20 protein-coding genes, 4 tRNA genes and 1 pseudogene are annotated in these 21,921 nt (G+C 52.5%); 19 read left to right on the top strand and 6 right to left on the bottom strand.

Annotated features, from left to right (window positions below; all coding sequences use genetic code 11):
- Positions 1 to 295: 295 nt before the first annotated feature.
- Positions 296 to 368, bottom strand: a tRNA-Arg gene (locus tag GJR96_RS02870).
- A 184-nt stretch (positions 369 to 552) separates the two neighbouring features.
- On the opposite strand from GJR96_RS02870, the gene GJR96_RS02865 reads away from it, so the two are divergent.
- From GJR96_RS02865 to GJR96_RS02850, 4 genes are all read left to right on the top strand, one after another.
- Complete coding sequence (locus GJR96_RS02865) at positions 553 to 1,053, top strand: hypothetical protein (RefSeq protein WP_151161553.1); 501 nt, start codon at positions 553 to 555, stop codon at positions 1,051 to 1,053.
- 237 nt (positions 1,054 to 1,290) lie between these two features.
- Positions 1,291 to 2,730 (top strand): single-stranded DNA binding protein, encoded by a 1,440-nt coding sequence (locus GJR96_RS02860; RefSeq protein ID WP_151161552.1) that lies wholly within the window; start codon positions 1,291 to 1,293, stop codon positions 2,728 to 2,730.
- Between the two features lie 162 nt (positions 2,731 to 2,892).
- Entirely contained in the window at positions 2,893 to 3,324 is a 432-nt protein-coding gene (locus GJR96_RS18460; protein WP_151161551.1) for a histone, read from the top strand.
- On the top strand, positions 3,324 to 4,337 hold the full coding sequence (locus tag GJR96_RS02850) for a histone deacetylase family protein (protein WP_151161550.1): 1,014 nt from the start codon (positions 3,324 to 3,326) through the stop codon (positions 4,335 to 4,337). The genes GJR96_RS18460 and GJR96_RS02850 overlap by 1 nt, the downstream gene beginning before the upstream one ends.
- Here the strand turns inward: GJR96_RS02850 and cca are convergent.
- Positions 4,316 to 5,677, bottom strand: a complete 1,362-nt coding sequence (gene cca / locus GJR96_RS02845; RefSeq protein WP_151161549.1) for a CCA tRNA nucleotidyltransferase — start codon at positions 5,675 to 5,677, stop codon at positions 4,316 to 4,318. The genes GJR96_RS02850 and cca overlap by 22 nt on opposite strands.
- A 136-nt stretch (positions 5,678 to 5,813) precedes the next feature.
- Between cca and GJR96_RS02840 the strand changes: the two genes are divergently transcribed.
- From GJR96_RS02840 to GJR96_RS02825, 4 genes are all read left to right on the top strand, one after another.
- Positions 5,814 to 5,886, top strand: a tRNA-Asn gene (locus tag GJR96_RS02840).
- Positions 5,887 to 6,014: 128 nt separating this feature from the next.
- Positions 6,015 to 6,118: transfer RNA gene (locus GJR96_RS02835), tRNA-Asn, on the top strand.
- A gap of 100 nt (positions 6,119 to 6,218) precedes the next feature.
- A tRNA-Ile gene (locus GJR96_RS02830) sits at positions 6,219 to 6,293 on the top strand.
- A 502-nt stretch (positions 6,294 to 6,795) separates the two neighbouring features.
- A complete protein-coding gene (locus tag GJR96_RS02825) occupies positions 6,796 to 6,996 on the top strand; it encodes a hypothetical protein (protein ID WP_151161548.1) in 201 nt (66 codons plus the stop codon).
- A 285-nt stretch (positions 6,997 to 7,281) separates the two neighbouring features.
- Here the strand turns inward: GJR96_RS02825 and GJR96_RS02820 are convergent, their stop codons facing one another.
- Both GJR96_RS02820 and GJR96_RS02815 read right to left on the bottom strand, forming a co-directional pair.
- On the bottom strand, positions 7,282 to 7,812 hold the full coding sequence (locus GJR96_RS02820; protein ID WP_151161547.1) for a hypothetical protein: 531 nt from the start codon (positions 7,810 to 7,812) through the stop codon (positions 7,282 to 7,284).
- 85 nt (positions 7,813 to 7,897) lie between these two features.
- Positions 7,898 to 8,152: an HTH domain-containing protein gene (locus tag GJR96_RS02815; protein WP_151163884.1), complete on the bottom strand. Its 255-nt coding sequence runs from the start codon at positions 8,150 to 8,152 to the stop codon at positions 7,898 to 7,900.
- 106 nt (positions 8,153 to 8,258) lie between these two features.
- On the opposite strand from GJR96_RS02815, the gene GJR96_RS18580 reads away from it, so the two are divergent.
- The 8 genes and pseudogenes from GJR96_RS18580 (at position 8,259) to GJR96_RS02780 (ending at position 17,322) form a co-directional block, all read left to right on the top strand.
- On the top strand, positions 8,259 to 8,654 hold the full coding sequence (locus tag GJR96_RS18580) for a DUF7344 domain-containing protein (RefSeq protein WP_449271774.1): 396 nt from the start codon (positions 8,259 to 8,261) through the stop codon (positions 8,652 to 8,654).
- A gap of 105 nt (positions 8,655 to 8,759) precedes the next feature.
- A complete protein-coding gene (locus GJR96_RS02810) occupies positions 8,760 to 10,721 on the top strand; it encodes a hypothetical protein (RefSeq protein ID WP_151161546.1) in 1,962 nt (653 codons plus the stop codon).
- A 214-nt stretch (positions 10,722 to 10,935) separates the two neighbouring features.
- Complete coding sequence (locus GJR96_RS02805) at positions 10,936 to 12,036, top strand: CRISPR-associated protein Cas4 (protein ID WP_151161545.1); 1,101 nt, start codon at positions 10,936 to 10,938, stop codon at positions 12,034 to 12,036.
- Positions 12,037 to 12,656: 620 nt separating this feature from the next.
- Positions 12,657 to 13,187 (top strand): hypothetical protein, encoded by a 531-nt coding sequence (locus tag GJR96_RS02800; RefSeq protein ID WP_151161544.1) that lies wholly within the window; start codon positions 12,657 to 12,659, stop codon positions 13,185 to 13,187.
- Complete coding sequence (locus GJR96_RS02795; RefSeq protein ID WP_151161543.1) at positions 13,184 to 14,197, top strand: tyrosine-type recombinase/integrase; 1,014 nt, start codon at positions 13,184 to 13,186, stop codon at positions 14,195 to 14,197. Before GJR96_RS02800 ends, GJR96_RS02795 begins: the two co-directional genes overlap by 4 nt.
- Positions 14,198 to 14,699: 502 nt before the next feature.
- Complete coding sequence (locus GJR96_RS02790; protein ID WP_151161542.1) at positions 14,700 to 15,308, top strand: hypothetical protein; 609 nt, start codon at positions 14,700 to 14,702, stop codon at positions 15,306 to 15,308.
- Positions 15,305 to 16,405, top strand: a complete 1,101-nt coding sequence (locus tag GJR96_RS02785; protein ID WP_151161541.1) for a tyrosine-type recombinase/integrase — start codon at positions 15,305 to 15,307, stop codon at positions 16,403 to 16,405. Before GJR96_RS02790 ends, GJR96_RS02785 begins: the two co-directional genes overlap by 4 nt.
- A gap of 95 nt (positions 16,406 to 16,500) precedes the next feature.
- A pseudogene (locus GJR96_RS02780) lies at positions 16,501 to 17,322 on the top strand (IS5 family transposase).
- Positions 17,323 to 17,397: 75 nt separating this feature from the next.
- Here GJR96_RS02780 and GJR96_RS02775 read toward each other — a convergent pair.
- Positions 17,398 to 17,943, bottom strand: a complete 546-nt coding sequence (locus tag GJR96_RS02775) for an HD domain-containing protein (protein WP_151161540.1) — start codon at positions 17,941 to 17,943, stop codon at positions 17,398 to 17,400.
- A gap of 330 nt (positions 17,944 to 18,273) precedes the next feature.
- Between GJR96_RS02775 and GJR96_RS18530 the strand changes: the two genes are divergently transcribed.
- Both GJR96_RS18530 and GJR96_RS18525 read left to right on the top strand, forming a co-directional pair.
- Complete coding sequence (locus GJR96_RS18530) at positions 18,274 to 19,209, top strand: tyrosine-type recombinase/integrase (protein WP_151161539.1); 936 nt, start codon at positions 18,274 to 18,276, stop codon at positions 19,207 to 19,209.
- Positions 19,206 to 20,330 (top strand): tyrosine-type recombinase/integrase, encoded by a 1,125-nt coding sequence (locus GJR96_RS18525; RefSeq protein ID WP_151161538.1) that lies wholly within the window; start codon positions 19,206 to 19,208, stop codon positions 20,328 to 20,330. The genes GJR96_RS18530 and GJR96_RS18525 overlap by 4 nt, the downstream gene beginning before the upstream one ends.
- Positions 20,331 to 20,504: 174 nt before the next feature.
- On the opposite strand, the gene GJR96_RS02760 is transcribed toward GJR96_RS18525, so the two are convergent.
- Positions 20,505 to 21,131 (bottom strand): hypothetical protein, encoded by a 627-nt coding sequence (locus GJR96_RS02760; protein WP_151161537.1) that lies wholly within the window; start codon positions 21,129 to 21,131, stop codon positions 20,505 to 20,507.
- A gap of 100 nt (positions 21,132 to 21,231) precedes the next feature.
- On the opposite strand from GJR96_RS02760, the gene GJR96_RS02755 reads away from it, so the two are divergent.
- Positions 21,232 to 21,828, top strand: coding sequence for a hypothetical protein (locus GJR96_RS02755; protein ID WP_151161536.1), 597 nt, complete (start codon positions 21,232 to 21,234; stop codon positions 21,826 to 21,828).
- Positions 21,829 to 21,921 lie beyond the last annotated feature (93 nt).

Below are 21,921 nucleotides of genomic sequence, written 5' to 3'. Positions count from 1 at the left end.
CACTGCTAGTGAGTTTAACAGAGAGTGAATCGAGCGTCCGGAGCGGTGCGGAGGACAGTAGTCTGTCTGTGGTTAGTGTTCGGAAGGAAAACGTCCTGACGGAGTTCCACGCGAGCATCGCGAGCGTGGAGCACGTCAGGGCCGAACGCAGTGAGTGTCCTGACGGAGATTTGAACTCGGTCACTCTGCTCACTCTGTTCGCGTCGCTCCCTGCTCAATTCTCCTTGGAGTCCGTGTACTCCGAACAGACCGAGAGACACGGAGGTCTCTCGGAAGTTAGTGTTCGGAAGGAAAACGTCCTGACGGAGATTTGAACTCCGGTCCCTGGCTCCGCAAGCCAGGAGGATAGTCCACTACCCTATCAGGACTGTCTTGCTGCATTCTTCGGTACTCGACGGTTACTTAAGACGGTTACGATGTGGACTGTCAGTGAACCGCGGGACCACGGCACGAGCCACGGACGTTCTCCGGGGGCGGGGTGACCTCTGCACTCCACCCTCGCACGGGTGTTTCGACGCAAGGACTTTTTGTCGAGGTAGTGTACCACCGTTCGTGAATCGACGTTCCATCCTCGCCGGTGTTGCAAGTCTCTGCGCCTCACTCGCGGGGTGCGCCGCCAACGACGAGGGTGACGACGGCCGACCGACCACGGAGACGACGACTGCGACACCGACGCCGACACCGAGCGAACCGGTGTTGGCCGGGCAGTCGATTGCGCCGGTGTCCACCGACGAGTGCCCGGCGGACGGAAAGGCGAACGTTCCTGCCATCGAGAACGGTATCATCAGCGTCGAAGGCTGTCTCTGGGGTGCGAGTGGGTGTTCGGTCGTCCGACTCGCTGCCGTCGAGTACGACGCCGAGTCGAACACTGCCGCAGTCGTCGTCGAGACGGTCGAAGAGACGGCTCCGGACGAAGAGTGCACGCAGGCGCTCGTCCCACTCGGCTACCGGGTCGAACTTCGGTTCAAGTTCCAACTGCCCGGCGAAGTCGTGGTCGTCCACGACGACGTGAACGGTCGGCGGACTGTCGCCCGCCGCGAAGTAAACACGTAACCACCCACTTCGGCGACGCCCCCACCGAGGGTCCTCGGCGACGGTCGCTGTTCTACGAAGGTTCATCTACGAAGACGGACCCACCCCCGCTATGTCGTTCGTTTTGCGCCATCGTCACGTGCGCCTAACCACGAGGAAAACAACGCTTAAGCGCCGGCCTTCCCTGTTCGTCCATAGAATGAGTACGACGTGTGGTCTGCCGCGACGTGCGCGATTTGCACAGGGAGGTGACGCCTGATGGGCGTCATCGAGGACGTCTACGAGGACCTCGATACCGACGTCGAGTTCGAGAAGTTCGAGGCCGCGGTCAAAGATAAGGTCGAACAGATGGGTGGCCTCGCCGACGAGGAGACGGCGGCGATGCTCATCGCCCACGAACTCCGCGACGAGGAGGTAAACGGCATCGCCGACATCGAACCCGGCATGGAGGACGTGAAGTTCCTCGCGAAGGTCGTCAGCGTCGGCGACGTTCGCACCTTCGAACGCGACGGCGAAGACGAAGACGGGCGCGTCCTCAACATCGAAGTCGCCGACGAGACGGGTCGCATCCGCGTCTCGCTGTGGGACGAGATGGCCGTCGGCGCAGAAGAGAACCTCGAAGTCGGGACCGTCCTGCGCATCGCCGGACGACCGAAAGACGGCTACAACGGCGTCGAAGTCAGTGCCAGCAAGGTCGAAGAGGACCCCGACGCCGACGTCGACGTGCAGATTCTCGATAGCTATCGCGTCGAGGACCTCGCACTCGGCCTCTCGGACGTGAACCTCAAAGGGAAACTCCTCGATACGGGTGAGGTTCGAACGTTCGACCGCGACGATGGCTCTGAGGGCCGCGTCTCGAACCTCTCGCTCGGCGACGCGACCGGTCGCGTCCGCGTCACGCTCTGGGACGAGCGAGCGGACCTCGCTGGGGAACTCGAAGTCGGGTCGTCCGTCGAAGTCGTCGACGGCTACGTCCGCGAACGCGACGGGTCGCTCGAACTCCACGTCGGGTCACGCGGGGCCGTCGAAGTCATCGACGAAGACGTCGAGTACGTCCCCGAGACGACGGACATCGCGGCCCTCGAACTCGGCCAGACTGTCGACATCGCAGGCGGCGTCATCGAGGCCGACGGCAAGCGTACGTTCGACCGCGACGACGGGTCGCAAGGACAGGTCAGAAACATTCGCGTCAAGGACGACACGGACGACATTCGCGTCGCACTCTGGGGCGAGAAGGCCGACACCGACGTGGACCTCGCCGACTACGTCGTCATCACAGACGTGCAAATCAAGGAAGGTTGGCAAGAGGACCTCGAAGCATCCGCCGGATGGCGCTCGTCCGTCACGGTCATGGACGATGCTCCGGACAGCGCCGGCGGAAGCGACGCCGCGTCTGCGAACACGAACGACCAGGGACTCGGTGCCTTCTCGGGGGACTCGGGGTCGGCTGGCTCCGCCGAATCGACCAGTGCATCCGCAGGGGCGTCTGACACCGGTGCAGACGGCGAACCCGTCGAGTTCACCGGAACGGTCGTTCAGGCTGGCACCCCCGTCATCCTCGACGACGGAACACAGACGAAGACGGTCGAGACCGACGCCGAACTCGGCCTCGGCGACGAAGTGACCGTCGAGGGAACCGAGACCGACGGCCGCATCACCGCGGACTCGGTCGAAGTTCACACGGGCGCAAAGCGATAAGCCGACGAACGCGGTCCGCGCTCGGGCGGTTCCCACGCCGTCACACGCCTTGTCAACCGTGTGACGGCATTTCAGGCGACTCTCTGGAGCTGTGCGGACGATAAAATCCAGAAGACACCGCTACGGAAAGGATTATACGCCGGACGGACCCGATATGTGGGTATGAGTGTCGAGCTACCGTTCGCCCCGGTAGACGCGATTATCCGGCAGAACGCGGGTGACCTCCGGGTGAGTGCAGGTGCTGCAGAGGAACTCGCGCGCCGGATTCAGGACCACGGCGCCGAGTTGGCGATTGACGCCGCCGAGCGGGCGACGGCGGACGGCCGCAAGACGTTGATGGCCGAAGACTTCGGCGTCCAGCAAGTCGTCGACCGAGACGACCTCTATCTTCCCGTCGCCCCTATCGACCGTATCGCACGCCTCCAAATCGACGGCCGGTACCGCGTCGCCATGGATGCTCGAATCGCACTGGCCGATATCCTCGAAGACTACGCCAACAACGTGGCGAGCGCCGCGGTGAAACTCGCACACCACGCCGACCGCCGAACGGTGCAAGCCGAGGATATCGAGACCTACTTCTCCCTCTTCGAATAATGCGCTTCGGCTACAACGAGACGTGTCTCGACCACGATACCGGCCCACGGCACCCGGAGACCGCGGACCGCCTTCGCGCCATCCGCCGCGGACTCGCCAAGCGCCACGGTGTCGAATACGTCGAAGCGGCACCTGCCGAGAAATCGACCGTCACCGCCGTCCACGACCAGGACTATGTCGACGAGTTCCAGTCGTTCTGTCGCGGCGGTGGTGGGAACTGGGACCCAGACACGGTCGCCGTCGAACAGTCCTGGGTCGCCGCCCTCGCGTCTGCGGGACTCGCAGAGTGGGCCGCACGGTCTGCGCTAAACGGCAACGATGGCCGCGACACACCCTTCTCGCTTGGTCGCCCGCCGGGTCACCACGCCGTCGAAGACGACGCCATGGGGTTTTGTTTCTTCAACAACGTCGCCGTCGCCGCGCAGGCGGTCATGGACGACGGCCTCGCCGAACGCGTCGCTATCTTCGACTGGGACGTCCACCACGGGAACGGAACACAGGACATCTTCTACGACCGCGACGACGTGTTCTACGCCTCCATCCACGAAGACGGTCTCTACCCCGGCACAGGCGAAGTCGAAGAGACCGGCGACGACGGTGCGGAGGGGACGACCCTCAACGTTCCACTCCGCGCGGGTGCGGGCGACGCCGACTACGTCTACTCGTTCGAGGAGGCAATCGAACCGGCAGTCGAACAGTTCGACCCGGACCTGTTCATCGTGAGCGCCGGGTTCGACGCCCACCGACACGACCCAATTTCTCGGATGCGCGTCTCGACGGAAGGGTACGCGATGCTCACCGAACGAGTTCGCGACCTGTGTGACGAGACGGATACCGCACTCGCGTTCGTCCTCGAAGGCGGGTACGGTCTCGACACGCTCTCTGAGGGCGTCGCAATCGTCCACGAGACGTTCGACGGCCGAATCGCGATGGACCCCGACGAAGACCCCGACCAGAAGAACGTGGACCTCGTAGACGAGATTCGCAACGTTCAGGGTCTCGGTTCGAAGTAACGACCTAACTCCGAACCGAACGCGTCGGCGAGGGTGGCAACGTCGTCGCCAACGAGAACCTCGTACCCGTCTTCTCGCACCGTCGATTCGACGTGCTTGCCGAGTGCAACGTCGAACAGTGCGTCGCTCGTGAGGAACGCTGTCGCCGACGTGAACTCGCGTTCGCGTTCGACGACGAACCGGTCACCGTCGAGGAACGGGCCGTAGTCGTCGTCGCCGTCGGCGTACGCGTCGTAGAACCCTTCTGCGTGCTGTCGGACGTGAACCGGCGGTCCGTCGTGTCGTTCGACCCGCGGGCGCTCTGCGACCGAGAGTTCGAGGAACAACACGGCATCGTCGTCGGCGAACGTCTCCTTTCGGAACACGTCGAATCCGCGCCGGTCGAGGCCGTTTGCGACGCCGTCGAGCGACTTCCGGAGTTGCGGGTAGAGTTGGTCGTCGACGAGGCCCGGCGCGTCGAAGACGATAGCGACCGGTGTCGTGCCACGTCGTTCGAGATGACTCCGGACGCCGTCCGCATCGAGTGCCGGTGGGTCGGGGAGGAAAAAGAGGGCCTCACGCGGGTCAGACAACAGACAGCGAGCGTAGTGCTGGAGTCGCGCGACGTTCTCTGCCGAGCAGACGGCGGCGACGTTCCGTTCTGGGTCCGTCGGGTCGATGACGACGAGCGGGTCCGAGAACGTTCGTGTCCCGTGGTCTTCCGGGTCGAACTCGACTGGTGGGTTCCAATCGGCTGCGGCACGCAGCAGTGCTTCGAAGCCACCGTATTCGAGGAGGAGGAGTTCGGCGAGGTAGCCCGAGAAGCCCTCTGTCCGGAGGTCGCTCCCGTAGGCTCCGATTCCCTTCAGGAAACGTTTGAAGACACGAACCTCGGCCGCGAGGTCGTCGTCGAGGCGTTCGGTGAGGTAGGCGTTGTGGAACGGCGTCCGGTCGACCGCCGAGCGAATGTCGGGTGCCGTGGGAACGTCGTAACAGGGGACGAGGTCGACGTCGAACCCCTCGTAGTCGCCTTTGACGTAGGGATGTTCGGCGTACTCTTCGTGCCCGTCGGGGAGGACGGCGTGACCGACAGTGAGACCGTATTCTTCCAGTTCTTCGCGAGAGAGGTCGTCTGGAAACCGGACGAAGAGGTCGATGTCCCGGTCGCCGGAGAGCCACGTGCCGCGGGCGGTGCTGCCGACTTGCAGCACGCCGGCGTCCACGGGCAGGTCTGCCAGCGCGTCGTGGACGCGGGACTCCAAGTCCGCCGCCGCATCGGCGAGCGCCCGACGTTCCGCCTCGTCGGGGTCGATACGCTCGCGGACCGCGGCGACGACTGCGTCGAGGTCCGTGTTCGTCATGCGCGTCAGTTCCGTGCCGGGTGGCGAAAGCGTGACGGTGCGCTCGCGGCCGCGTGAGACGCTGTCACCCGCCAGCCGTCGGGCAAAAACGAAAGCCCTATCAAGAAACGTCGAATACGAAGCATTGCAGACGAAAGCCGCCGTAGCTCAGTTGGTAGAGCACCTCGCTGTTAACGAGGTGGTCCCAGGTTCGAGTCCTGGCGGCGGCGCTTCTCTCATCTTCAACGACTTCGAGTGACTCCTCTCTTCGTCGCGTGTAGTGCGTTCGATATCGCAGTTCCGACGCTCGCCCAAAACGAAATTCACTTCAAACTCCCCTCGATACGTACGGGTACGAGCCGCCGTAGCTCAGTTGGTAGAGCACCTCGCTGTTAGGGATTGCAGTTTCGGCTGCCGTCCGCAGACACGAGGTTGTCCCAGGTTCGAGTCCTGGCGGTGGCGTGTTCTCCCTGACTCGACTGTCGAGCGGTGCGAATCGGATACTTCGACGGCGACGGCTTCTGATAAGACATAAGAGGGCGGCCGGAAAAGAATCGACCGAGGGCCCCTAGCTCAGTCTGGTCAGAGCGCTCGGCTCATAACCGGGTGGTCATGGGTTCGAACCCCATGGGGCCCATCCAAATTCTACACGCTTGTGAGCCAGTGGTATCTGGCGATACAGGCCTTCTATCTCTGTTTTACGGACTGAGTGCCACTTTGGAGCCTCTGTTGCCGCGCGTGGCCCATCCAACGGGTGTACGGATGCCGCTCCTGTCGTGTCCTTACTGATGGCCGACGCGGCGCGCACAGGTACTCAATCGGTGGTTGCGCTCCCGAGTCAGCGAGGCCATCGTTCTGTTGAAATTTTCCCCGATTGGTAACATTGACGTGCTGTATAGAGAGGGTACACACCGCAGAAGATCGTCAGCGCGTACTTCTGCAGCTGGCACTGCGCGACCATGTGGAACCGAGGTGAGAAAGTGTGACTGAGAAAGACGAGTGCTGGTGCTACGACGCCACGACGACGCACACCCGACTCGACGGCCGACACGAGTGTGTCGACAACTCAACTACGGTTTCAGTTTCACAACCGACTGTGGGGAAAATTAACTAATCAGACGGTCGTCATTGTCAATTGTATGGCAGACGACCTCGCAGCAATACTCGCTATCGCCGTATTCCTCGCGATTGTAATAGCCTGGAATTTCATCACAGATACTATTTCAAATCTGTCAGCATCGGTAGGGTCACAGGTGGGCATCCCTCCGGAGATATCAGCCATCGTTTTCCTTGGTGCAGTAGGTGTCAGTGTGATGGCGTACATGAGAACGGAGAGGTAAATCGACTACCATGCTGTCTCAAAACAGAACCACGAGCCGACGCTGTCGGAAAGCGAATTAAACTACAATGAAAGCATTCGTGCGTGGAGAACCCTGATTCAGCCTGACGAGTCGGGAGATAGCATTGATAAGAGGTATCGAGTCATCCCAGAATCGGGAGTTTCCCGTGTAAAAGAGACGACAACAAGCCCGAAAGAGCCCACAACCTTCACGGGTCGTGTCGGATAATTCCCTATTCAAATCTGCTGAATCAACCGCTTACTGATGCCTATTGATTTCTACGTGTTACCCAAAGAAACCCAATGCAAGCAGAATTTGTATTAGTGCGAAGAATATCAAAATGACCGACGTACCGAACATAGCGAGTTGCATTTGTTTCGGTCGTCGGATTGATGCGTTATAATCTGATTCGTCCCAGACAGAGAAACTGTACGCTGGGTCAGCCGAGCGTTCCCTTCCCGCATTCAGTTTCCATCGGTCGGAGCCGTTTTTCCCGGAAGCACCGGCGACTGAGATTCCGAGCACCCCGTGTCCTTCGTATGCGAGTACATCCCCGCCAACTGTGACTGTTGTCTCCTCCCCGTGGTCCAGGGGTCCGAACTCGACTTCTCCGGTGTGGACGACTTGCATTGGGTTAGTTTCGATAGTCCATCGGAATGCGCTAGCTTCCGAAAAATTGTATTTCGCGTCGTTGTTATGCAGGTGGACATTGAATTCGGGGTCGTCGCTCGTGAAGTAGACTGGGTCTGGCTCTTCTACGGGCTCGACGTTGATTTCTAACCCATCGAAAACAGTAATCTCCTGTGTTGCGGGCATATTCTGACAACCTTATTGTCTGCTTCTGTTTGGCTTGTGAAAAGTCCCCACGGTGCTCTTTGTATTTTCACGTCGAAGTCTAGAACTACTGATCTGGATCAACTGGAGTCGTTGAACTGTATCCAGGGTACCACCAAACTGTACTTCTTCCACCAACCTTCTTTGATCGTAGGTATCCTCGCTCTTCAAGCGTTTCGAGCCTCGCAAGCACTCCACGTCGCCCGATATCAAGTTCGTCCGCAAGTTCAGAAGCAGTCAGAACAGGATCCGCTGATGACTTGAATACATCCAATATTTGATCATCTGATACCGTGGGTGGCCGCCCTGGACCATTTTCCATCAACCCGACCTCTGCTATCACATAGGTTACATATTTGCTCCTACGTAGGAACTATTATGATTCGGTCCCTGTTAATCAATGGCAGCAAAAGAGAAGTCCAAAAACCATGAGTGATGAGACCTCAGACAAGTTCCAATCACGTCTTTATCACGTTCTCCGTGCAAATAGACGACGACAGGTGATTTCCATTCTCCACAGCACTGAACGTTCTGTAGTGACAGTTCGGTCGGTGGCCCGCGAGATCGCTGCAAATGAAGAACAAACATCTATCTCTCATGCAACAGGGGAGCCGTACCGGAACGTGTACAATTCGCTCTCGCAGACACATCTACCGACGCTACAGAAGGCAGGTGTTGTCATCTATGATTCCAACCGGCAGAAAATATTTCCCGGACCGAATTTAGATGCTGTTGCGCTTCTTCTCGATACCGGGACTCCTACGTTAGAGTATTTTTGGTCAGAATTGAATTCTTACTCAGAAGAGGAAACCAATGACAGATAGAGTATCTTTATTCAAATTTCCAGATGAAGAGAGGTGGACTTATCAATCGTAATCGTGACTCTTTGCCGCCAAATGTTTTTCATAGTTCATAACAAATCTGATTGTGTGGCTGACAATAACAGAGAGTTTTTCAAATCTACTGAGTTTGTTTCTGAATCGAAGGCACAGGATCCAGAAACGGTAATGCAGGCTCGGCAAGATCCAGAGATAGCCTACGCCCACATCTGTAAGATTGCGGGCACCATTAATGCCGGTTTGAGCGTGGTACCAGAAGAGCAGCGAGATACTGCGGAAGTGTATGCTGTTGTGGACCTTTTCCGGGCAACAATGCAGTATATTGAGGAGTTTGGGTCTTATCTCAGGTATCTCATTTTGGACAAGGACTCATTCATAAACGAAATTATTCGCACTTCGAGTGGTGATATTCAGCCCCTTTTCAAAGCAATCTTAGAGGATAGGTTTGAAGAATATCTGCAAGAATACAATATTGATACCGATCCGGACGAAAAACTGAGTACGGTTTTTGGATATCAGGCAGTGAAGGAAGGGATGATTAGCTTCTCTGAGGAAGAAGCAGAGAATGCCCCCTCTGATTTTGACTTGACAGACGTGGTGCTCCACGGTACTGACGGTGCAGATACTCCAAACTCAGATGAGATGGAGATGCTGGTCGGGGACTCAATAAAGAATCTCCGTACTAAGCTCAAAAATATCGCAGTGTTCTATCTAAATTTCCGGGAGGCGTATAACGCCGTTAAACATGGGAACAGGTTTACAGTCGGGAACAATAGTGGGTTCAAACTTAGTAACAACGAATTAATTGATGACCGGATTGTTCTCGATGACGCAGTCATTGAATTCCTATGCAAGCAATCTGGAGAGAAAGGCGGTGACCCGTACTTATTGACGATTCCTCGTTCGATTCTGGAGGAGAAGACGTTGGACGTCGTCGAGGATGTGTACACTCTCTATACTCAGTCGTATGACGTGGCAACACTGGAAGATGGTGATAAAATAAATCTCAAATTTTGGAAGGCTACTGGTAATAGTGGCCCAAACGAAGATGATTTGATACAAATCGCAAATCCCGATTCTCGAATTATTCTACCTAGAGATGTTATCCCTGAAGTGATTGATGATCTAAAAATCCCTGATGATTCGAAATTCGATTGGGTTGGGAATTGGTCCCTCGCCGGAAGCACATTGGTGTTTGAGGTTAAGTTCAGCTCAGAACCTACCCCTGAATACCCAATACACGTAGAGATTGGATGGGAAAAGACTGATCACGACATTCATGAATTCGGTGAAGCACAGTTTAATTTCAGTGTGAATACTGACAACCTCAGCGTCAAACAGTACTTTGGGCTGCTCAATATTCAAGAGAGAGACGATATCCGAGAGATAGAGTTCGATTTCCCAGGCTCGGACGAGACTCATCGTCAGCGGCTTGAGAAACCTTTTGAGGGTATCAATATACCTCAGCCTGAAGACCCTGAGTTCCTTGAGTATGTGAAACGTATCGAACTGGCAACGCGTACTCGTATTCCTCTTCCTGAGTATATCTCCGAGAAACACGTAGAGGTGTATGAACAGTATGTGGAGCGTGAATTAGACTCCAGCACGGCAGAAGAGGTTCTCTCTGAGTTCCAGGAGAGAGGTAAAACGGTTCGACGGTCATTTGTTGGTGTTGCTATCTGGGAAGATGATTTCTCAAATGTAGATATTGTTGAGGAGAAACCCACTCACTCTGAGGATTTAGGAGAATTACCTGGAATACTTGTTCTACGTGAGTCTCCAGACTCCAATGAAGGAGAGCGATTCCCTGGTGAAGATCATAGAACGGATCCAGCCCCATCAGAGTATACGCCGGAGGAACTGCTTGATAGGCTGAAAGAGGAATACGCAGAAACAGTAGGAGAACTTCAGCAGTCGGAAGTTGATAGTGAAGTGGCGAAATCGGAGTTCAGCCATCGGATTCGCTTCGGTCACGAAACAATGTGGGGAACTCTCGATAGCCATATAATTGATATTTTCCCTGTGTCAGAGCAGTCTGATCAATCATTTTAGATAGGCTATGTATAGAACGTTATTACGCAGATCACATTCACTTTATTCAGCAATATTTGAAAAACAATCTCTGATTAACGGCTTCAACAGGACCTGCTCACATTTCTTAAAGAACTAAATCGTACCCCGAATCCATCAATGGGCCATAGACGAAATAGTTCTCCCACGTTTCCAGTCCACAGCGAAGATACAATGATTGACTTCGCCCAAAATCATGGCCGATATACACTCCATTGTTGGGGGCTCCCTTCGCTCCGAATTACTCAACAAACTCACACCAGGAAATTTCCGAGATTGGTACACTCAACGTAACCACAGGCAGAATATCGAAGAGGGCAAACCCCACTTCAATGGGCCAAGTGCTGTTCCAGACCCAACACACCATCGCCCCAGTAAGCTCCTCCAGTGCCATAGGAAAGTCACATACGACCAATTGAACGCCCCTGAAGAGACCTCAGACCCAGATGGAATCTTCTGGGTAGGTACCCTGTTCGAAGAGCACATCGCGTTTCCATTTTTGAGGAGTGTAGCATCAAACTCTGATACCTACGTGCGTAATACTGACTGGTTAGATTTTCAAGTTGAAACTCGAGCGGGAGAATTACACTTCACAGGCTCAACTGACCCGGTCATTGTCGACGAAGAATCCAATCCAATCGTCCCGACGGAAATCAAGACCAAGTCCTCGATTGACCACGTTTCCAAGTCGAGCAGGATTCACCGCGCCCAGCTACACGCGTACATGGTTGGTCTCTCGGCAAAGTACGACGTTGAACTGACTAAGGGAGTCATCATCTATGGCTGCCGCAAGTCACTCGAAGTCAAAATTTTCCACGTCGAGTTTGACGAGGCATTCTGGCACGACGTCGTACTGGAATGGGCAACCAACCACACTGAGTACAGACTCGAAGAGAGGCTACCACCTCCGAACCCTGAGTACGGCTGGGAGTGCAACTACTGTTCATTCCGAGAGCGGTGTGGACGTGGCAGCCGTCCGATTTCGGACAGTCCAAGTGAGGGGCTGTTGCCGAACTTCACTGGTTACCCACGAGAGAAACTTCTCGACTATCTTGACGCAAATGAAGACGCGAGATTGACGCCTTCGCTCGCTCACGCGTATCCATCACTCGTCGACGAGTACGGGGCATTTGATTGGCTCTGCGAGCGCTGTGAGACGTCTCATCCGTGGGATACTGTGTCGCCAGGCAAGCCAACTCAAACGCCACCTCGATGTCCAGATTGCTCTGAGAAGGGAAGAGTGTCCTCGCTCAGAGGTCCCTCACCTCTTGAGCAATCTCGTGGGGGTTACCAATGAGAGGCCACAGATGGATGCATCTCGACGATCTCCGTGAGAGTTGGCTGTTCTTACTCCTCGAGATTGGTGAAACGGATCACGCTGAAATCCAGACTTCTGTGGAACCTGGATACTGGGAGATTGGGATAGGGAATGCTGACGCGCTAGTCGAGACAAAAGCAGCACTCGTTGGCAGCAGTGGGGTCCAGTCTACAGACGAATTAGTCGACCAACTACTGAACCAGATTGAACAGTACAGGTACGACGGGATTGTTCTCATCACCCCAGATCGAGACACTCTCGTCAAATTGCGCCAGGAGCTGGTGGATCCAGCAAAACAGAATTCACTCCGTGGCTTCGGACACTTGGCTCTCGAAGAGCAGCTAGAGTGCTATTTCGACCAAAGTTTGGATGATTATGGCTTCGGTCGAGAATTGCGTTCTCCACCTCGGCGTACAGAGGGCAGAACATCTGGAGTGGTAAGTACAGGAGCTGCTGAATTGTTCTGGAGAGTCTGGTCGCAGATATTCAGGCTGGTCCCTTCTACAGAATTGGTTGGTGAACCACTTTGAATCAAATAGTCAATACCGATGGAACGAGTTCTGCCCCTTGCCAATCGCTGTTTAGCCACAGGTGCAAAAATGGCTGATGAGTATAGACCCGAATTCATTCGGCGGAAATTCACGATTACAGAATCACTCGACGAGGTTCTGAAGCAGATGGCTGACCGTTACTACCAGGGGAACGTCAGTCTCTGCCTTCGTGCGTCCATCGAGAGTTACCGAGAAATTCTGGAAGGGGAAGGGTACATGGCCACCCGACGGATAGAACGCCAGCTCGAAAACCTGGTGGATGAACAAAGAACTCTCTTGATGGAGATAACTTCGGTTAGAAGTGGTCTCCAGGAATCCCACCGAGAATCCGCCGATGGTCAACAACTGACCGAACCATCCATGACTAATGAGATGGTTCGCATCATCGAATTACTCAAAACAACTGGAGATGGTCTCGAATTCGGCGATCTGGTTGAGCAATTGGATCTTGGTATGCACAAGGTTCAGCCCGCCTTGGGAAGACTCGTTGACCGTGGGGTTGTGACTCGCACAGGAGAGGATGGAGAAAGATTCACTCTCGCTGGCTTTTCTCAGCACTACTTGAGGAGCGGTCCATGACGGAGCGACAATCGGAGCCTGTCGAACTCCGAGTACCGGATGAGCTCGCACAAGAGTACCTCAGAAAGAATTCAACCCTTTCGCTTTCTCCACAGACGGTAAAGACATACGACTCTCATCTCACTCAATACGCCACATTCCTCCACGCTCAAGACAAGTCGATACTCACAGCCGAGTTCATCGATTTAATCGAATTCATTGAAGAGTGCGTCTTGCGCGGAAATCGAGAGACGACGATTAGCGGAAAGGTCTCAACTGTGAGTGAGCTGTATCGATATATTCGTCTTCGAACAGATGTTGGCGATGAACTTCTCTTCGATCCACTTCGCATCTCGGAAATTGACTTGAGCCGGTACAACACACCAGAACTCATCAAGAGAGATGCACTGACCCGAGAAGAGATACGAAAGCTGTTCAGTGCGTTCAACAGCTACAGGAATAGACTCATCGTCGTTGTTGGAATTGAAACAGGACTGAGGAACTCTGACCTGAGAGAAATCAAAATAGACGACGTCAACACTGAACGTTGCGAGCTTCATGTTCCAACCCCGAAGTATTCCAAACCCTACGATGTCCCAATAAGCGACGAATTGGAGTTTGAGATCGGGTTTTGGCTTCGTCATCATCGACCGGCCTACTGTGCTGCGAATGAAAGCGAGTATCTATTTCCTAGTCAATCGGGACACAAACTCGAGCACAATAGCAGCCTCAATAAAATTGTTAGAGATGCCGCAGACCGGGCTGGGGTTCAACGGGTAATTGCTCAATCAAAGCTCACCCCTTCGCAGCAGGACGTACTCGGAACGGAGAAACAATACCGAGAATGGCATAGAGTGACTCCACACACTCTTCGTCACTCTTTCATTACGCTGTTAAACGAAGCAGGTGTATCCTTAGAGTACCGCCAATTGTTGGCTAACCACTCAACCTACAGAACAACTCAGGGATATACGCATAGTCGGGACAACATTTTTGAGTCGATTAGAGACCAGTTTGACCCTCCTCGATAACGCGATCTTCTCATAACCGTGTACTTTGAAGATATGAACAATTGTCCAATTACACTGATTAGCACATAATGAGTGTATCCTGTTATGCCTCTATATAAAGTATATATGGTGGCGTGGTTTATGAAATAAACTAATCTTTAGTACTGCCGGTTTTTGATTGAATATCACAGATAAAATAGGCATATATACTCCCGAGTGTAATTATTTGGCACAGCCACCTCAGTAACAGAGCTAACTTCGACAAAAGTGACCTCCAATCAGCCGATTAAGATCGAGATTCGGTTGAGGTTGTTGCTGTTGTCACTGGTTCAATAGAAAGTGGCTAGTAAGCAATGTTAGAAACCAACCCTAGCGACAGCCATACCCAACGCCAGCAAGGTCGGAGGCGGCTAGAAGTAAGAACTACCGAACAACAAACCATCCTCCTTTCAGGTGAGGTTGATAGCAATCAAACTATTCCCACCAACTCCAGAGCAGGGTGTGATATACTGGGTGAATGAGTATGCGCCAAAATGCAAAACCCGCGTCACAAAAGCTTGTAAAACCGAATTGTACGATTACACTTCGTCATAGCAAAATCCTTGACCAGATGGCGTCGAACTACTACGTCTCACGAAGTGAAGCTCTGCGTGCGTGCATTACTGACCACGAGCGTACACTTGATGGTGATAGTGAAGATTCAATCAAGCTACTCCATAAGAAAGTTGATTCCCAATCTGAGAAATTACACGAATTGTCTGGAATAATTGAAAGCCTACTTTCAGTCATTGTTGGTCCACAGCTTCCATTGAAGCACTCCACCCAACTGGAGACTGGCTCTGACGGTTCACTTCCAAGAATTCCATTGACAGAATCCGCCCCTAAGCCAGAAAGTGGCGCAAATGAAAAAACAGCTATCGACAATGACACTTACGACTCAATCAAGCATCTTAAGAAAGCAACACTCTCTGAAATATCGGACCATTGTGGGAGAATAGAATCGGAGGTGCGTGATAGCGTGGGACGTCTTGATTCCCGCTTTCTAGTTACATCGATCGTCAACGATGGAATTACAGAATACCAACTTAGAGCAGGCACTTCGAATGGAGAAGATATGTCTGGTGAAGCATGATTCGTAAAACCTCGCATCAGATCCCTTCAGATTCTCCTGTCTGTCCACTATACAAAGATGCAAAAGAACGAGCTCGTTGGAAAGAGTTGCAAAATGAATACAACTTAATGGATGCAAGGTGCGGGCATGTGATCAATTATCTTTGTGAAAACATCGATGGAAATATCCGTCCTGGGAGTGCTCAAGCGTATTCCTGCCGCCTGAACCGATTCTCAGATTACATCTACAACGATGAACTTACTGTTTGTACAGCAGAGATGCAGCACGTTCATTCATTTTTCAACATGTTATGCGATGAAGGAAAAAGAAAGAATACACTATTAGGATACAGGACATCGTTGAAAAACATATACCGGTTCATTGATGTTCATTTTGATGATGAATTAAATCTTGAATGGTATAATATCGATGAATTTATTAAACCGTCTCAATATCCTACGCTGCCTCCTATTGAGCGTAGGTCAATATCAGCTGAAGAGGTAAAGTTGTTGATGGATAATTTGTGTTCACTAAGAGATCGTCTAATAGCTCGAATTGTGCTTGAGCACGGTCTAAGATGCTCGGACCTCCAGAAGTTAAAAGTAAGTAATATCAATTTAGATGAAAATAGAATCGTATTCTATAATACTAAGTCTAGAATTTGGCAAAGAGCAAAAATTAACGATGAGTTGGCTTTAGAGCTCCGTCATTGGTTGGAAGTTGGTAGAAACTCGTCACTCGTAGATCCAGAAAACGAATATCTACTTCCCGGAACAGGAAAAAAACATCTGTCAAAAACTTGTTTAAATGAGGCTATCGTGGAAGCTGCTGAGAACGCCGGAATTCAAGAAATTATTGGCAAGGTTAAACTCACAGGTGCACAAAGACCAACGTTTAGTCACAACAGAGAGTACAGAGTGTTTCACAGAGTTACTCTCCACACCCTTAGGCACACATTCAATCAGCTCATGATTGATGCAGGAGTTCCACGCGAAGCTCGGAGCGCAGCCATGGGACACAGCAGTACGGAAACCACAAAAAAGTATTATGAACACAACGAAGAAGATTATGAAGAACTCGTTGCAGAGTTGTTCCCGGGACTTCAATTAGGAGTGTAAAACTTCAGACTGCTGTAAACGTCTTTGCACATTCCAAAATTACGGCTCTGTTGAAATCCTCAGAGAGTTACAGGTTCATCCAGTAGTTTGACTAAATGCAGGCCCTCCCGAATTCGCGGTTGCTCCGGTTCGTTGAGCAAGCGTATAACTTGGCTCAACGAGCTGTCGCTCGCTACTCCTCAAGATTCTCGAAACGACGGTACACACTCCACCAGCACATCGTCCTGCTCTGTCTCAAGGTGCGGAAGAATACAACGTACCGAACCCTGCTTAACGAGCTGATCGAGATGCCTCGCATTCGGAGCGCCATCGATCTTGAGGAACTCCCGTCACCTTCGACGTTGTGTAAGGCGTTCAATCGACTCGATATGGCTGTCTGGCGTGTCCTTCTCAACCCCTCGATTACGCTCCTCCCGACCAACGGTGCCGTCGGGATCGACGCCTCCGGATTCGACCGTAGTCACGCCTCGAAACACTACACGAAGCGAACATAGTTGACGATTCAGCAGTTGAAAGTCACACTGCTCGTGGACACGAGAGCGAATGCGATTCTTGATCTGCACGTAACGACGACCAGAAAGCACGACTCGAAGATCGCACCGTCGCTCATCAAGCGAAATGCCGAAGAAGTAGCGATTCTCCTTGGCGACAAAGGATACGACGACCAGAAGATTCGCTTGTTAGCCCGTGAAAATGGTGTTCGTCCTCTCATCAAGCACCGCGATTTTTCGTCGCTCCACAAGGCATGGAACGCTCGGCTGGACACCGACCTCTACGGCCAACGCAGTCAGAACGAGACGGTGAATTCCCGTCTCAAACGGAAATATGGCGCATTCGTCCGCTCACGACATTGGTGGAAGAAGTTCCGGGAACTCGTCGTCAGCTGCCTCATTCACAATATCGACAAGACATTCTGACCGTTAGATGTAGAACAGCAACGTGCCACTTTTGACTCGATGGCCAGCCGGAACACGGTGCAAACAAGCCATAAATCAATTGTCGGGTTTTATTTCCAATCGTTCCTTCACGATGGGGAACTTGTCCTTTAGTTCCTGATAGATGTCTTCGTCTCCAATATACGGTTCAGAGTGTCTGATGAAGTAGTCCATTTTCTCGATCAGGTTTTTTCGTAGTTCCTCTGACCCCCCCAAATGGTAGTAATCACTGTTATCGAGGATATCCACAGCTTTCACGACGACAGCAGGTCGTCCAAGTTCGAAGCATCTTTCATAGATATCGTAGTGCTGTTCAAGATAGTCGTCTATACTCTCGTCGAAACTGGTGGCTGCCACAATATTTCCAACGTCGTCTCCGAACTCCGAGCGAATCTCAGCAGCAGTCACATCCGTATCCTCTATTAGATCGTGGAGGAAGCCGGAGATGACGATGGGCTTCTCGTATCCTCTGTCGTAAAGATCCATCCCGACTCGTGTACTATGGAGTATCACCGGTTTGGGATTATTCCCTGATGTTTCGAACGAGTGGACTAAATACTGGATCGCTCGTTCGATTTCTTCATCTTCTTCAGGGCCTCTCATCCGTACGAGTAGAGTGCAGATATGCTAAAATATTCTTTTTGACTCAGCCTGCACGAAAAGAGTATGCTGACCGACCCGACGAGCTTGAGGCCACTCTTCGTCCGTGTGAGGTAAGCACGTCTCCGTAGCAGCTGTTTCAGTAGGAAAGATATCTGACAAATAGGGTTTCAACAGAGCCAAAATTACTGCCACTACTGTCCGAGTGGTCACTGAGTGACCATGTGGGAAGAAAGATCTTCCATTCTATCGCGCGAAATGGTCATTCAGTACCCACTCGGACAGAACTGCACGTGACCCCCTCTCGGGTAGCAACTGGAGGATGCTGCAAGAATGAGGACCCCTCAGACTAGTGGTCGAGGACCTTTGGGAAATCTCGAAGAAGCATCTTCCACATACCTCAATGTCCTATCACAAGAAGTCCCAGAGCAAACTTTCTTATCACATCAAACTGCCATAATAAAATTTGTCAATTGGCTTCAGAAGACTTCTGATAGGAAGTCGAGTTCAAGCTTTAATCAGATAAGCGGATTTGTCGAATTTCTTCTCTCTGAGGAAGACCAGAGACCTGACACTATCCATGGATATCTCTACACCCTGACTAATTTCCTTGCTTACATTACAAAGAGTAGCCCAGACGCGCTCCGGTTTCAAATTGCCACCTCTCTAGAAGAGTATCCTTCATTGGCCGTTCATTCTGTTGCGAAAGAATTTGCCCCACGCTTTTCCAGTTTAAACAACCCAAGTCCTGAGCTTCATTGGTCATCTGAAGCTATGATCGCTTATCTCCAAGATAGAGGGTCCGGGACCAGAACACACGCGTTTGTCGAGTTATTGCGCGACACCAAGAGCCGTCCAGGACAGCTCATAGAGCTCGATCGCTCAGACGTCAATTTGGAGAACAAGACGCTCTCAGTTGGCATTTCTAAAAACTACCTTGTGAGTTCAGTTGGCTTGCTCAACCGACGAACTGCGAAGCTCTCTGATGGTGCCTGCACTGCTCTCAGGACGTATATTGAACACGAGCGTAAGGCGGTGAATGACTCTAAATCCAATCCTCTATTCACGACCACTCATGGTCGAATTAGCGCATCAACCCTTCGCCGTTCATTCAAACTAGCCAGTGAAGCAGCTAGCGATTACTCGAAATTCCGAAACAAGCTGGGAAGCTCACAGTATCGCGCACAGGTTTCTGAGACAAGGTTCCAGACACTCACCCCCACTGACGTCTGGCACTATGCGATTTCATCAACTCTCGATTCTGAATGAACAAGCAACTAGAGCAGATATTGGCTCGGATCAACGACCCTGTAGCGATAAGAAAAGTTCTCGAAATCACGCAAGGCAGTGATCAGTCTAAGGGGCAACGACTAGAAAAACCGAACCAAGAATCTCTAGTAACACTCTACGAACGGTTCCTGTCTCGCCGGCAAGACCGTAGCCCATCGACACGCGCTCAATACAAGCGAACCATTTTGGATTTCATCGAGTTCTCCGAATCGAATGAAGTCGCTGAACCGTCGGAACTCTCTATTCATCTCTTGGACAGTTACGTTGACTCACTCCAAGAACGGTACAACTCTGACGCAACGATTCTCACGTACACAAAGAACGTACGCGGTTGGCTTCGGTGGCTCACCAAGCGAGGATACTGCGATGAGTCGCTCTACCGAATTCTGGATAAAGATGACCTTGGACTCTCCCCCAAGGCTCGTGATGAGGCCCTGTCTACTCGAGAGGCAGAATTAATTCTTGAGCAGCTCCGAAACCAACGGCGAGGAACGCTGAAGCACGCACTGATTGAACTCCTCTGGAATGCAGGCCTTCGAATCGGTGGAGCGCGTTCACTCGACATCCGGGATTTCGTCCCGGAAGAAAACGAGATTAGATTACGCCACCGCCCGACAACAGGCACTCGTCTCAAGAACGGGAGTGAAACCAAGGACCATGTTGGGAATGGTGAGCGAAACGTCGCACTCAAGGAGTGTGTGGTGAACGCGATTGAAATCTACATTGAACTTGAACGACCGGACGTGACTGATGAGTTCGGTCGCTCTCCGCTGTTCGCTACGTCGCAAGGTAGAGCTGCTCGATCCACACTGCGTCGAAAAGTGTACGAAGCAACGAGTTGTCGCTGGAACACGAGTCCGGACAGTTCTGTAAACTGTGACGGTGAGTGTAGTGCCCGCTCGGAAGTCTGCCCCGTTTCGTTCTACCCACACGCGATTCGTCGGGGTGCGATTGTTCATCACTTGAGTAGCGGACTGAGACCAGACATTGCGAGTGAGCGGTTCGATGTGTCCGTGCAAACTCTTCGAAGACACTACGACCCACGTACGGAGCAAAAACGGAAACAGGACCGCTCTGAGTACGTTCGAAACTGCTGGTAGCAACCTAGAAGACGAGTCGCAGCGGGTTCATTGAAATCGCACCTCAATCGGTTACAACGCTGCCGTCGGCGACAGCTCGCATCTTCTTCTCAATCCCGAGGATTCGATATCGAATGGCGACAGTTTGCACTTACGCGAGCCATCGTACGCAGCGTTAGCGGGACGCCCACGAGATTATGACTGGAATCTCGAAAACGGATTTACCGGGAGGTGCCCTTGTGCGGCAAGATTGTCTAGGACTATTGAGACTACGAATCCAACCATTGCGAATAGTGACAACCACAGACCGGCTTGGAATATCCCAGCAGCTGTACTTTGTCCCAATCCGAGAGTACCGCCGACGAGTCCACCGATCCCCAGTATGACCATTCCGAAGGCGATCATTACGCCGAGTTGACTGGCGTGAGTTGTTTGAGTCCAGAAGCTCCGGGGTTGGTAATATGGTAATCGTTCAGCAGCGATCTCTTGGGCGACCTCTTTAGGAATCGTGGTCATGTCGATTTCTTCCCAGTCAATCGACTCGTCGATGAGTTCACTGTACGTGACTGTCCCGCCCTCATCATGTCTACGGGGGTACCAGTAGAGTTTCGTATTCCCGTCGTTGAATCTGCAGATTTCCTCGTCTTCTGCTAGGTCGTCTAAGTTGTTACCCACAGTTTGTGGTTCGACTTCAGGAAACTCGGTTGCGAGCACCCTCCTAGTCAATGCGGGTACATCCTCGTTGAGTTCACCTAACTTATGCTTGAGCTCCTCCCGGTCAATCTTCCTTGCTGGATGTGTGTCGGTAGAATCGCCAGACATCGCCAAATTATACCGCTCAATAAATTCTGCTTGATATTATAATTCAGGGTGTAAAACATTATCCGAGATTAATCCTCCGGCTACCTAACTTCCTAACACAATGTTCGGCATTGAAAATACAAGCCGTCGAAAGTTCTTGGCCGTTGCAGTTGCGCTGGGATCCATGACTGGGTGTCTCGGAAGTACCAGTGAGCGGCCAGGGGCGGTTGATTCATCAGACCTGTCCGTTTCGTCACGTGGGTCCGCCAAGCTCACCGCAAAGAATGTTCAAAATGACAACAATAATGGGTTGAAAATCTCGACCGAAGACTCGGTTGCTGATGGAAAAGTAGTCGGTGAAATCCCAGCTTCTGTCCCTGAGGCTACCAGAAGCAGTGTCTACATCAATGCTGATGTTGATCAGTTAGACGACGACGCTGAGATCGAAATACGATTCTGTTCTCCAAATTCCAGCTATCGCGCTATCTTCGTTGGAAATGAATACAAAGGGAAAGAGAGCGGCGTATTGGCAACTGAAACTGGATCAGGGTATGTACTACGGGAACAGATCAAGAAACTACCGACGGCGGAGAGCAAGGAGCAAACCCAAATCAACGATCTGGATCGAGTTCAGTTTGTAGTCAGGGACGGTGATTTCACTGGTACAATCTGGGCTCTCTGGTTCATCTTCGAAGATCGAACGGTAGCTCTTCTGTGAGTTTGATCAACACGACCTCCGACCTGTCGGTTGTTTTCCCAGAGAGCGTAAAACGAATAATACCCGATGCCTGAACTCGCTCTCTGTATGTTG

This window comes from Haloferax litoreum (genome assembly GCF_009674605.1).
Lineage (GTDB): Archaea > Halobacteriota > Halobacteria > Halobacteriales > Haloferacaceae > Haloferax > Haloferax litoreum.
This window is presented reverse-complemented; position numbering and strand designations above follow the sequence as displayed.